This window comes from Streptomyces sp. NPDC001902, assembly GCF_042891295.1.
Taxonomy (GTDB): domain Bacteria; phylum Actinomycetota; class Actinomycetes; order Streptomycetales; family Streptomycetaceae; genus Actinacidiphila.
In genome coordinates this window covers 56,639-69,142 of the sequence record NZ_JBIATA010000042.1, presented here as the reverse complement: position 1 = coordinate 69,142, position 12,504 = coordinate 56,639, and the positions used below count along the sequence as shown (strand labels likewise).

Sequence of the window (12,504 nt, the reverse complement as noted above, 5' to 3'; positions counted from 1 at the left end):
CCGAACCCGGAAGCTAAGCCTTTCAGCGCCGATGGTACTGCAGGGGGGACCCTGTGGGAGAGTAGGACGCCGCCGAACAATTATTAGCCTCAGCCCCTGAGTTTCGACTCGGGGGCTGAGGCTTTTCTGCGTTGTCCCGCAATACGCAGAGCCGGCCGGATCCGGTGCCCGACTACAGTGGGGCGGTGCGCTACGACCTGGTCATCTTCGACAACGACGGCGTGCTCGTGGACAGCGAGCCGATCGCCAACCGTATCCTGGCGGGCCTGCTGACGGAGTTGGGCCACCCCACCACGTACGAGGAGTCCGTCCGCGACTACATGGGCTCCGCGATGCACCGCGTCCACGACCTCGTCGCCGAGCGCACGGGGCAGCGGCTGCCGGAGGACTTCGACGCCACGTACTACGCACGGGTCTTCGAGGGCTTCCGGCGTCAACTGGAGCCGGTACCGGGCGTGGCGACCGTGCTGGGGAAGCTGGCGGCGGACGGGGTGGCGTACTGCGTCGCGTCCTCGGGCAGCCACGAGCGGATCCGGGTGGCGCTGAAGAAGACCGGGCTGTACGGGTACTTCGACGAGGAGCGGATCTTCAGCGCCCAGGACGTCGGGCGCGGGAAGCCGGCACCCGACCTGTTCCTGCACGCGGCGCGCACGATGGGCGTGGCGCCGGAGCGGTGCGCCGTGGTGGAGGACAGTCCGCTCGGGGTGCAGGCCGCGGTGGCGGCCGGGATGGACGCGTACGGCTTCACGGCGATGACGCCGGCGGAGAAGCTGGCGGGAGCGGGAGCGGGAGCGGGGGCGCGGGAGTTGTTCGCGGACATGGCGGAGCTGCCCGCGAAACTGTTCGTGTGATCGATCTACCCGTCCGTAGCCTGCGGCCCTACGCTGCACGCTCATGGACGGCATCGACGGCGGATTGCGCCACGGACGGGCCTCGTTGGCCGTCAGCTTCTTCGCGCAGGGGGCGGCGTTCGCGCTGCTGGTGACCCGGATCCCGGCGCTGCAGGACCGTTACGGCATCAGTGACGCGCTGCTGCCCGTGTTCCTGGCCGCGGTGCCCGTCCTGGCGGGCGTGGGCAGCGTCGTCACCGAGCACCTGGTCAAGCGGGTGCGGCCGAGCGTGGTGCTGCGCTGGGTGCAGCCCGTGGTGTGCCTGGCGCTGCTGGGCGCCGGCGCGGGGGACGCGCTGTGGCAGCTGGCGACGGCGCTGGCCGTCTTCGGGATATGCGTCGGCGCCCTGGACGCGTCCATGAACATGCTCGGGGTGAGCCTGCAGCGCGCGTACGGGCGCAGCATCATGCTGGGCTTCCACGCCGCGTACAGCTTCGGCGGCATCCTGGGGGCGTCGCTGGCCTGGGCGGGGGCGCACTGGCACCTGTCGCTGGCGGTGCTCTACGGGCCGGTGGTCGCGGTGCTGATCCCGCTGACGCTGGTGGGCAGTCGCTGGTACGTCGACCAGAAGGCCGATGCCCCGGACGGGCAGGACGGGGCGGCCTCGCCGGCCGCGACCGCGGTGGCGATGCGGCTGCTGCTCCCGCTCTGCATGGTGATGGCCTTCGCGTACATCGGGGACTCCACCGTCTCCAACTGGAGCGCGAAGTACCTGCAGGACGTGCTCGGCAGCTCCGAGCAGTTGGCGACCGTCCCGTACAACGTCTACATGGTCACCACGCTCCTGGGCCGCGCGGTCGGCGACCTCGGGGTGCGGCGCTTCGGGGCGGCGGCGGTGGTGCGCGCGGGCGCGCTGGTGGCGGCGGCGGGCTTCGCGGTGGTCGCGGGCGCGCCGGGCGCGTGGGTGGGGATGGCGGGGTTCACGCTGCTGGGCCTGGGGCTGTGCGTGATCGTGCCGCAGACGTTCGCGGCCGCCGGGCGGCTCTTCCCGGGGGCGTCGGACACGGCGATCGCGCGGTTGAACATCTTCAACTACGTGGGATTCCTGGTCGGTTCGCCCCTGGTGGGCGCGCTGGGCGACGCGTGGAGCTACCGGGGGGCGATGCTGGTCCCGATGCTGCTGGTGACGGCGACGCTGCTGTACGCCCGCTCGTTCGGGGCGGAGCCCGCCCGATACGGTGTCGACCATGAGCGGCCGCGCACAGCTGATGTGGGACGAGCAGGTAACGGGCTATGACTTCGGTCGCGGCCATCCGATGGACCCGGTGCGGCTCGCACTGACCATGGGGCTGGTCCGGGCCTTCGGTCTGGACCGGGCGGTGACCGTGGCCGCGGCCCCCGCGGCCGGCGACTCGACGCTGCGCCTGGTGCACGACGCGGAGTACGTGGCGGCGGTGCGCCGGGCCTCCGCCGACCCCAAGGGCATGACGGAACTGGCGTACGGCCTCGGCACCGAGGACACCCCGGCGTTCGAGGGCATGCACGAGGTCTCGGCGCTGATCGCGGGCCAGTCGGTGGGGGCGGCCGAGGCGGTGTGGCGCGGCGAGGTGACGCACGCGGTGAACTTCGCGGGCGGGCTGCACCACGCGATGCCCGGGATGGCCTCGGGGTTCTGCGTCTACAACGACGCCGCGCTGGCCGTTGCCCGGCTGCTGGAGCTGGGCGCGGAGCGCGTCGCGTACGTGGACGTGGACGTGCACCACGGGGACGGCGTCCAGACGGCTTTCTGGGACGACCCGCGCGTGCTGACGATCTCGCTGCACGAGCACCCGCGCACGCTCTTCCCGCAGACCGGCTGGCCGGAGGAGACCGGCGGCCCGGAGGCGGAGGGCGGCGCGGTGAACGTGGCGCTGCCGGCCGGCACCGGGGACGAGGGCTGGCTGAGGGCGTTCGACGCGGTCGTCCCGGAGCTGCTCGCGGCCTTCCGGCCGCAGGTGCTGGTGACCCAGCACGGGGCGGACACGCACTTCGAGGACCCGCTGGCGCACCTCGCGGTGAGCCTGGACGCGCAGCGGGCGGTCGCGGAGGCGCTGCACGGCCTGGCGCACGAGCACGCCGAGGGCCGCTGGGTCGCCCTGGGCGGGGGCGGTTACGCGGTGGTCGACGTGGTGCCCCGGACGTGGACGCACCTGGTGGGCATCGCCGCCGGGCAGCCGGTCGCGCCGGAGGCGGCGACGCCCGAGGAGTGGCGGGCGGAGGTGTACCGCAGGACGCGGCAGATGGGGCCGCTGCGGATGACGGACGGCCGGGACGCGGCGTTCACCGGCTTCCACGACGCGGGGTACGACCCGGCGGACCGGCTGGACCAGGCGATCCTGGCGACCCGGCGGGCGGTCTTCCCGCTGCACGGGCTACTGGCCTAAGTCAGGCCTCGGGCAGGGCCGGGCCCTGCGAGGGGCGGTCGGGCGCCGGCCCGCAGCAGCTCCGCCGCACGTTCGGCGATGGCGTAGACCGTGGCGTTGGTGTTGGCCGAGACCGGGGCCGGCATGACCGAGGCGTCGGCCACGCGCAGACCGTCGACACCGCGCACCCGCAGGGCGCGGTCGACGACGGCGTACGCGTCGGTGCCGATGCGGCAGGTGCCCGCGTAGTGGTTGCAGGAGCGCAGGTTGCGGCCGAGGTAGGCGCGCAGCTCGGTGCCGCCGGTGGTGTCCGGGCCGGGGAGGACCTCCTCGCCATACCAGTCCGCCAGCGCGGGGCCGGAGGCGAGCTCCCGGGCCGCGTCCAGGCCCCGCACCATCGTGTCGAGGTCGCGGATGTCGGCGTAGTAGCGGGGGTCGATGAGCGGTGGGGCGCCGGGGGCGGTGCCGGAGAGCCGGACGGTTCCGTGGCCGTACGGCGCCATGAGGGCGACCGTGATCGTCCAGCCTTCGCCGACGGCCGGCCCGGGCAGGCTCTCCTCGCGGATCGGGACGTCGACGACCTGCAACTGCACGTCGGGGCCCGGTGCGTCGGGCCGGGTGCGGATCAGGCCCTGGACCTCGCCGTGGTTGTTGGTGCCCGGCGGGACGGGGTGGGGGGCCCGTACGACGACGCCGCAGGCCACGTGGTCCAGCAGGTGGGAGCCGACGCCGGGCAGGTGCACGGCGGTGGGGATGCCCCAGTGGCGCAGGTGGTTGCGGGGGCCGATGCCGGAGAGCATGAGCAGTTGCGGGGTGCCGACCGCGCCCGCGGCCAGGACCACCTGCCCCGACGGGGTGCAGCGGGCGGTGCGCAGCCGGCCGTCCACGGCGTACTCCACGCCCGTGCAGCGTTCCCCGGTCAGGAGGACCCGGTGCGCCAGGGCCCCGGTCAGCACGTGCAGGCCTGGCCGGTGCCGTGCCGGGCGCAGGTAGGCCGTGGCGGCGTCCTGGCGTACGCCGTCGGCGATGCTGAGGTCGCCCCAGCCGAATCCCTCCTCCAGGCCGCCGGCGAGGTCGCCCGCCTCCGGGTGGCCGGCGTCGACGGCGGCGCGCAGGAAGTCCCGGGCGACGGGGTGGCGGTCGGTGGCGGGGCCGACCCGCAGGGGTCCTTCCATGCCGCGCAGTTCCGGGTCGCGGCCCGGGACGCCGGTGAGGTCCTCACTGCGGCGGAAGCAGGGCAGCAGGTCGTCCCAGCCCCAGCCCTCGGCGCCCTCGGCGGCCCAGGCGTCGTAGCCGGAGCGGTGGCCGCGCAGGAAGTTCATGGCGTTGATGGCCGAACTGCCGCCCAGGCCGCGGCCGCGGGGCCACGGCACCGTGAGGCCGGTCCCGGTCTGCGGCACGGTGCGGTCCGCCCAGTCCAGGGGGGTGCCGAGCAGGCCGGGCCAGGCCGCGGGGACGGAGACCTCCGGAGGGCGGCCTGCCCCGCCGGCCTCCAGGAGCAGCACGCGGGCCGTGTCGTCCTCGGAGAGGCGGGCGGCGAGCACGCACCCCGCGGATCCCGCCCCCACCACGACGTAGTCGAACTCGCCCGTGTCGGAGGAGGTGTCGGCCACGGGGGCCCTCCCATCGCTGTCGCGCGCTATGTCCGTATTGTACGGAGGGTTTCGCCGGGTACGCCGACCCGAACGGCCGCCCCTCGGGAGTGATGTCCGGGCCGTTCCGGCACGTGAGGGGGGCGTGGGAGGCCACCATCGGCGCGTGGTGACTGTCGGCGCGCTGCGGGCGCATCTGGTGGGGGCGGGGATCGCGGGGGTCGTGACGACACCGCGGGAGAAGAGCCTGCGCAGCTATCGGCTGTTCGCCGCGGGTGATCCGCGGCAGACGCTGGGGCTGGAGCCGGCGCGGGCTTGGACGCAGTCCGGTCTCCTGCGGTTGATGGCCGACCGATGTGGGGTTTCGCCTGACCCGGGGCACACTTCCGGGCAGGATGTGATCGACCCGGAGCGCACGCTCGCGGGGCTCGAGGCCTTCGCCGGCCGGCTGAAGGAGGCCGCGCGGCGCAGGGAGCCCGTGCTCATCGGTACTGGTCACCCGCATCGGCTGCTCGGCTTCTACGCCGGATTGGCGGCCGGGCTGTCGGCGGCGGGATGTCCCGTCCTCACCCCATCGCATGGCCGATGTATCGACATGGCGACGCAATTCGGCCTACGCACGTACAACCTCTGGTACGTAGGGGGCGTCGCGACGGTCCGGGATGCGCCGGGTGAGGGCGCCCGTGGTGCGCCGGCGGTACACACGCACTCCCCGCTCCCGGTTCGGGCCGCGCTGGCCGGTGCGGCAGGACGCGGGGGACTGCTGCCGAGCCTCGTGGTGGGAGACCACGGCTGGGTCTGCGGAGCAGGTCAGCTGGGCATCGAGGCCATCGGGCTGGCCGATGCGGACGACCCCGCGGTCTTCGTCGCCGAGGCGGAGGGCAGGGTTTCGGTCGTGGTTCCGCTTGATGACGCTGTGCGGTCCGATTACTACCGACCGCTTACGCGCTATGTACTCAATCGAGCGTGTCTGTCACAGTAGTCAACCGATCGCTACTCCTCTTCCCCACTTGCATCACCCGCACCTAATCTGGGGAGGAGCGCACGTGCGAGAGGGAGTCACCGGAGGGGAAGCCGGTGCCCGTCATGTGCGGAAGGTTCAGGTGTGTCATGGCTTCAAGCGAGAGGCCTCTCAACGAGGTCGTGTTCCTGACCGTGGCAGAGGTCGCCGCGGTGATGCGAGTGTCCAAGATGACCGTGTACCGGCTGGTGCACAGCGGTCATCTGCCGGCGATCCGGGTGGGGAGGTCCTTCCGGGTGCCGGAGCAGGCCGTCCATGACTATCTTCGGGAGTCCTACGTGGGGGTGGGGGAAACTGCCTGACGACCGCCTCGGTTTCTACTCGGCGCTTGCGGACGGGTAGGCTGTGCCGACGTAGGTCGTGTGGGCTCGGACGCCCCGCACCGAGTGAAAACGAAGCGAGGGTAGTCGTGGGCTCTGTCATCAAGAAGCGGCGCAAGCGTATGGCCAAGAAGAAGCACCGCAAGCTGCTGAAGCGTACGCGTGTGCAGCGTCGCAACAAGAAGTAAGCGAGCTACGCGTCGCACTTCACTGCCCTCCCGCCCCCACGGACCGTGGGGGCGGGAGGGCAGTCGCGTTCCCGGGGGGACCGCCGGCCGGGCCCTCCTGGACGGTGCTCGTACGTTCGGGCGTCATCACGGCGCAACATCGAACCGATACGGTGCGTACATGCGGTGCGAGGGAAGGCGCTGATCTTGGGCAAAGTGGTGCTCGTGACCGGAGTCGCCCGCCAGCTCGGCGGCCGGCTGGTACGACGCGTGATGCGCGACCCCGACGTCGACCGGGTGATCGGGGTCGACACGATGCCGCCCCCGCACCATCTGGGCGGCGCGGAGTTCGTCCGTGCCGACATCAGGCACCCGATGATCGCGAAGGTGCTGGCGGAGCACTCGGTGGACACGGTGGTCCACATGGACGTCAGCGGCACGCTGCCCGGCCGCAGCAGCCGGACCGCGGTCAAGGAGACCAACGTCATCGGCACGATGCAGCTGCTGGGCGCCTGCCAGAAGGCCCCGACGGTGCGCCGCCTGGTGGTGAAGTCCACGACGAGCGTGTACGGCTCGGCGCCCCGTGACCCGGCGGTCTTCACCGAGTCCATGCCGCCCAAGTCGCTGCCCAGCGGCGGCTTCGCCAAGGACGCGGTCGAAGTCGAGGGATACGTACGCGGCTTCGCACGGCGTCGCCCGGACGTTGCCGTATCGGTTCTGCGGTTCGCCAACATCCTCGGCCCGCGGGCCGACACCCCGCTCGCCGAGTACTTCGCGCTGCCGGTGCTGCCGACCGTGCTCGGCTACGACCCGCGGCTGCAGTTCGTGCACGAGGACGACGTCGTCGACGTCCTGATGCTGGCCCTGCGCGACGAGCGCAACGGGACGATCAACAGCGGCACGTTCAACATCGCAGGTGACGGGGTGCTCCTGCTGTCGCAGACCGCGCGACGGCTGGGGAAGCCCACGGTGCCGGTGCTGCTGCCCGCCGTCACCTGGGTGGGCCAGATGCTGCGCACCGCCGGCGTCACCGACTTCTCGCGCGAGCAGATCCGGCTGCTCACCCACGGCAGGGTCGTGGACACCACGCAGATGCGCGAGACGCTCGGCTTCACCCCGAAGTACACCACCGCCGAGACCTTCGGCGACTTCGCCCGCAGCCACGGCCCCGGCCTGCTGCCGCCGGACCGGCTCGCCGAGGCCGTCGACCGGCTCGCCGCGCTGGTCCCCGCGGGCGGCCCCCGAGGACTGAGCTCGTGAGCAATGCTGCGAGGAGGAACCGCACCATGGCGGACGCCAAGGTCATCCCGTTCGACGAGGACACGCGGACGCGGAGGGGGGCACCGCGGTCGCGTGGGCGGGCCGCGGCCCGCGGAAAGGCGGGCGGCGACACCGGGAACGCGGTGGCCGCGCTGCCGGTGGAGGAGCGTGCCGTACGCGTCGCCGCGGAGCCCGACGCCGTCCAGGACGCCGTGACGGCCTCTGCGGACACCCCCGGCACCGATGGTGCCGGTGAGGCGTCCGAGGGCGTGCAGGCCGCGGCGGAGGGCGCTGAGGGGCACCCCGGCACACCGGGCGGCCCTCTGGTCGCCGCGCTCGGCTCGGCCGCGGACCGGCTGCTGGGCGGGCCCTGGGAGCGCCGGGTGGCGCACGGTCTGGCCTTCCTGCGCCGCCGGATCACCGGCGACTACGAGGTCGACGACTTCGGCTACGACGAGGAGCTCACCGACCAGGTCCTGATGTCGCTGCTCCGGCCGCTGTACGAGTCGTACTTCCGGGTCGAGGTCAAGGGCATCGAGAACATCCCGGCCGAGGGCGGTGCCCTCGTGGTGGCCAACCACTCCGGGACGCTGCCGATGGACGGGCTGATGATGCAGGTCGCCGTCCACGACCACCATCCCGCGGGGCGGCACCTGCGGCTGCTGGCGGCGGACCTGGTGTTCGTGCTGCCGCTCGTCAACGAGCTGGCCCGCAAGGCCGGGCACACCCTCGCCTGCGCGGAGGACGCCCAGCTGCTGCTCGAACGCGGCGAGGTGGTCGGCGTGATGCCCGAGGGCTTCAAGGGGCTCGGGAAGCCCTTCTCCGAGCGCTACAAGCTGCAGCGCTTCGGGCGGGGCGGCTTCGTCGCGACCGCGCTCAAGACCGGGGTGCCGATCGTCCCGTGCTCGATCGTGGGCGCGGAGGAGATCTACCCGATGGTCGGCAACGCCAAGACGGTGGCCCGGCTGCTGGGCTTCCCGTACTTCCCGGTGACGCCGACGTTCCCGTGGCTGGGGCCGCTGGGCATGGTGCCGCTGCCGACGAAGTGGACGATCCAGTTCGGCGAGCCGATCCCGACGGACGGCTACGCGCCGGAGGCGGCCGAGGACCCGATGCTGGTCTTCAACCTGACCGACCAGGTACGCGAGACCATCCAGCACACCCTCTACAAGCTGCTGGTGCAGCGCCGCTCGGTCTTCTTCTGAGGTTCCGGGCCTTCCGTCCGGCTCGCAGGAGCCGGACACGGCGGTGGGGGGGGGGGGGGGGGCCCCCCCCCCCCCCCCCCCCCCCCCCCCCCCCCCCCCCCTCCCGCATCCGTGGTGCCGGTCACGCGACCCCGGCGCGCTGCCGTGGGACGGCCTGGGGGGCGCTCCGCGCCGCCGTCCTGGCCCGCCGCTCGTCCACCCGGGCCGCCAGGGCGTGCACGGCCTCCTGGAAGCGCTCCGCGGAGGACGGCGCCGCCGGGCCCAGCAGGTGTTCCTTCAGGTTCGCGCGCGCGGTGGCCAGCGTGTCCTCGGCCGTGCCGCGCACCACGGCCAGCAGCTCGCCCAGTCCCGCCGCGTCAGGGGTGAGTACCGTCCCGGCCCGCACGGTGGGGAAGGACGCGCGGAATCCCGCCTCGCTCCGGTCGGTGGTGTTCGTCACCGCGTAGGGCTTGCCGCTCACCAGGAACTCGGAGATCACGCTGGACACGTCGGTGATCAGGAGGTCGCAGTGGTCGAAACAGGAGTAGAGGCCGGGACGCTCCTCGACGATCACCAGGTGCTCGTCCGCGGGATGCGCCGCCCAGTACGCGGCCTCCCAGGCCGCGGTCGCCCGACGTACGGCGCCTGCGACGCTCCCGTCCCCCGTCGTGCCGCGGTCGGCCATGCGCTCCAGGTCGTCGGCGTCGGGCAGCGACCAGGCGGCGGTCAGCCGGGCCAGTTCGCGCTCGCTGTGCCGGAGGAGGTCGCGCTGGCCGGGGAGGGCGGAGTCCGTACGGCGCCGGCGGTTGGCGTCCTCGATCAGTTCGACGATCCGCCGGTGGGCGGCACCGGCCCGCGGGTCGACGCTGCCGGTGAGCGGGTGCGGGCGGTAGAGCACGCGGACGGCGGGCTCGGCGAGCAACCGGCGGACGATGGCCTCACCGGCCACCGTGATCGAGGTGTTGCCGGGGTCGTCGGTCCACCCCTCCCAGGTGGGCGCGTAGAGCACCGTGAGGGTGCTCCCGGGCGCCGGTGGGCCCGAATGCGGCCGGATTCCGGCCAGTTGCGGACGGCCGACCTCCACGACGTCCTCGTCGGCCACGCCCACCTCGGCCAGCGCGTAACGCTCCCGGGCCGCGGGGCCCGCCACCCAGACCTCGTCGTACGCCTTCGCGTACGGGTTGCAGCTGGACAGCTTGTCGCTCTCGCCGTGGTTGACGAAGGCGTGCATGATCGACGGGATGCGCAGCACCTGTGAGGTCTTGGGCGCGTTGGCCGGGTGGAGCAGCACCTTGAGGCTGGAGTCGCCGAGCCGCATGAGGTCGGCGACCTTCGGCAGGCACACGATGGGGAGATCGGTCGGGCCGATGCGCGGCACCATCCCGCGCTCGCGCAGCAGGATCACCGGCCGCCCGTCGAGCTCGGCCAGGGGGGCCAGCCACATGTTCGCCTGGTATGCGGAACTCGCGCCCCCGGAGAAGTACATGCCGACCGTGGGCTGGTAGCGCTCGAGCCAGCGGTCGAACCACTCGAGGACCTCGTCCGCGCCCGGTGGCCGCCTGCCGGGCATGAAGGACCGGGCGAGCAGGGCCAGCGCCACGGTGGCCAGCAGCGCGGACAGGGCGACGCCGTCGGCGGCGTACGCCGTGGCCCCGGTCGCCGCGGCCACGCTCAGCCCGAAGGTCGCCGGGCTCCCCACCAGCAGCAGCCGCAGGCCCGGCTGACGGGTGATCAGGGGCGGTGGCGGGGCGGGCAGCGGCAGTTCGGACGTGTCGATGTTGCGTGTGACGACGGGGAGCCGGCGTGCGCGTTGCACCAGCGCCGCCCCGCCCTGGAGGGCGATGTGCGCGCCGTGGACGTACAACAGGCCGCCGAGGCACACGAGGTGGAACAGCACGGACTCCCGTTGGTCCAGGCGCAGCAGTCCGACGATCAGCAGCAGGTCGCGCAGGGACTGCCGGGTGACCGCCTCCGCCTGGAGCAGGCCGAGGGCCTTGGGCGGCGGGCGCTTGCCGGCGTGCAGGCAGACGTCGGCGGCGCAACCGGCGAGGGCGGCGCCCGCCATCAGGGCCCCGTTGGGCAGGGCCACGCCCACCACCTGCGCGATCAGGGCGCACATCTGGGCCAGAAGGAGGCCGAAGTGGTGGACTCCCGGCCGTTTCCCCACGGCACGTTTCACAGCGGCAACTTCCCATCGTCGTACGTTCGGCGGCCCGGCGGAACCGCCCGGACGCGCGAGCGTGCGCTGGGCCGCCCGGGGTGCCGGTTCGCCGTACCCGTGCACGCTGCCCCGTGTTCGAATCCGCAGGCAAATCGTTCCCATTGAGGTGGTTCTCTCGTGACTTTTTTGCTTACGGAGTGAAGAGTCCCTTATATGAATTTCATATCCCGTCAAGGGGTGTTCGGGCGCGGGCTTCACGGCGCGTCTGCCCCGTACGCGTTGTCCCAGTCGCCGTCCGGTGGGTGGAAGGCGGCGGCGCCCGGTCGCCCCACTGCCGTAGATTGCGAAGCAGGGAGAGGGAAGGGACGGACGTGGCGAGCGCGAGGCAGGACGTGGCGGAGGCCCGGCGGGTCGTGGTCAAGGTCGGGTCGTCGTCGCTGACGACGGCGGCCGGGGGCCTGGACGCCGACCGGGTGGACGCCCTCGTGGACGTGCTGGCCAAGGCGCGCGGGACCCAGGAGGGCGCGGCCGCCAAGGAGGTCGTCCTGGTCTCCTCCGGCGCCATCGCCGCCGGCCTGGCACCGCTCGGGCTCACCCGGCGGCCCCGGGACCTGGCGCGGCAGCAGGCCGCCGCCAGCGTCGGCCAGGGCCTGCTCGTCGCCCGCTACACGGCCTCCTTCGCCCGGTACGGCGTACGGGTCGGGCAGGTGCTGCTCACCTCCGACGACATGAGCCGCCGGGCGCACTACCGCAACGCCTACCGCACGCTGGACAAGCTGCTCGCCATGGGCGCCCTGCCGATCGTGAACGAGAACGACACGGTGGCCACCGACGAGATCCGCTTCGGCGACAACGACCGCCTCGCCGCCCTCGTCGCCCACCTGGTCCGTGCCGACCTGCTCGTCCTGCTCTCCGACGTCGACGGGCTCTACGACGGCGACCCCGCCTTCCCGGGCACCTCGCGCATCGAGGAGGTCCACGGGCCGCGGGACCTGGAGGGCGTCTCCATCGGCAGCGCGGGCAAGGCCGGCGTCGGCACCGGGGGCATGGTCACCAAGGTCGAGGCCGCCCGGATCGCCGCCGGCGCCGGCATCCCGGTCGTCCTCACCTCCGCCTCGCAGGCCGCGGACGCCCTGGCCGGGCGGCGGACCGGCACCCTCTTCCACGCCACGGGCAAGCGCTCCGCCGACCGGCTGCTGTGGCTGGCCCACGCCTCCACCCCGCTCGGCGCGCTGATCCTGGACGACGGCGCCGTGCAGGCGGTCGTCAAGCGCCGCACCTCGCTGCTTCCGGCCGGCATCGCGGCGGTCGAGGGCCACTTCACCGCCGGCGACCCGGTCGAACTGCGCGACACCTCCGGCCACGCCGTCGCGCGGGGCCTGGTGAACTTCGACGCCAAGGAGCTGCCGCGGCTGCTCGGGCGCTCCACCCGTGAACTGGCGCGGGAGCTCGGCCCCGCCTACGAGCGCGAGGTCGTGCACCGGGACGACCTCGTACTCCTGCACCACTGAGGCGGACCTCCTTCGTGGTTACTTCGTGAAAACCGCCCCGCGCCCGCTTCCGGGCT

The 12,504-nt window shown here is 73.0% G+C and carries 11 protein-coding genes and 1 rRNA gene; 10 read left to right on the top strand and 2 right to left on the bottom strand.

The features are described from left to right. From rrf to ACFYYN_RS40745, 4 genes are all read left to right on the top strand, one after another. Positions 1–78, top strand: a 5S ribosomal RNA gene (gene rrf, locus ACFYYN_RS40760); the annotation flags it as partial. A gap of 107 nt (positions 79–185) precedes the next feature. Further along, a complete protein-coding gene (locus ACFYYN_RS40755; RefSeq protein ID WP_500549826.1) occupies positions 186–851 on the top strand; it encodes an HAD family hydrolase in 666 nt (221 codons plus the stop codon). Positions 852–894: 43 nt separating this feature from the next. Continuing rightward, entirely contained in the window at positions 895–2,127 is a 1,233-nt protein-coding gene (locus ACFYYN_RS40750; protein WP_500549825.1) for an MFS transporter, read from the top strand. After that, positions 2,078–3,253 carry an acetoin utilization protein AcuC gene (locus ACFYYN_RS40745; RefSeq protein ID WP_500329417.1) on the top strand — a complete coding sequence of 392 codons (1,176 nt, stop codon included), beginning with the start codon at positions 2,078–2,080 and terminating at the stop codon, positions 3,251–3,253. Before ACFYYN_RS40750 ends, ACFYYN_RS40745 begins: the two co-directional genes overlap by 50 nt. On the opposite strand, the gene ACFYYN_RS40740 is transcribed toward ACFYYN_RS40745, so the two are convergent. Then, complete coding sequence (locus tag ACFYYN_RS40740) at positions 3,250–4,845, bottom strand: GMC family oxidoreductase (protein ID WP_500549824.1); 1,596 nt, start codon at positions 4,843–4,845, stop codon at positions 3,250–3,252. The genes ACFYYN_RS40745 and ACFYYN_RS40740 overlap by 4 nt on opposite strands. Before the next feature lie 145 nt (positions 4,846–4,990). On the opposite strand from ACFYYN_RS40740, the gene ACFYYN_RS40735 reads away from it, so the two are divergent. The 5 genes from ACFYYN_RS40735 (at position 4,991) to ACFYYN_RS40715 (ending at position 8,797) form a co-directional block, all read left to right on the top strand. Beyond that, positions 4,991–5,806 carry a phosphatase gene (locus ACFYYN_RS40735; protein ID WP_500549823.1) on the top strand — a complete coding sequence of 272 codons (816 nt, stop codon included), beginning with the start codon at positions 4,991–4,993 and terminating at the stop codon, positions 5,804–5,806. 128 nt (positions 5,807–5,934) lie between these two features. Then, entirely contained in the window at positions 5,935–6,147 is a 213-nt protein-coding gene (locus ACFYYN_RS40730) for a helix-turn-helix domain-containing protein (RefSeq protein ID WP_018558718.1), read from the top strand. A 107-nt stretch (positions 6,148–6,254) separates the two neighbouring features. Next, positions 6,255–6,353, top strand: coding sequence for a 30S ribosomal protein bS22 (locus ACFYYN_RS40725; protein WP_003948845.1), 99 nt, complete (start codon positions 6,255–6,257; stop codon positions 6,351–6,353). 186 nt (positions 6,354–6,539) lie between these two features. Next, on the top strand, positions 6,540–7,592 hold the full coding sequence (locus ACFYYN_RS40720) for an NAD-dependent epimerase/dehydratase family protein (protein WP_500549822.1): 1,053 nt from the start codon (positions 6,540–6,542) through the stop codon (positions 7,590–7,592). Between the two features lie 26 nt (positions 7,593–7,618). Beyond that, on the top strand, positions 7,619–8,797 hold the full coding sequence (locus tag ACFYYN_RS40715; RefSeq protein ID WP_500329420.1) for a lysophospholipid acyltransferase family protein: 1,179 nt from the start codon (positions 7,619–7,621) through the stop codon (positions 8,795–8,797). 121 nt (positions 8,798–8,918) lie between these two features. Here ACFYYN_RS40715 and ACFYYN_RS40710 read toward each other — a convergent pair whose 3' ends face one another. After that, a complete protein-coding gene (locus tag ACFYYN_RS40710; protein ID WP_500549821.1) occupies positions 8,919–10,943 on the bottom strand; it encodes a hypothetical protein in 2,025 nt (674 codons plus the stop codon). Between the two features lie 386 nt (positions 10,944–11,329). Here ACFYYN_RS40710 and proB point away from each other — a divergent pair, with 386 nt between their 5' ends. Beyond that, positions 11,330–12,448 carry a glutamate 5-kinase gene (gene proB, locus ACFYYN_RS40705; protein ID WP_500549829.1) on the top strand — a complete coding sequence of 373 codons (1,119 nt, stop codon included), beginning with the start codon at positions 11,330–11,332 and terminating at the stop codon, positions 12,446–12,448. Positions 12,449–12,504 lie beyond the last annotated feature (56 nt).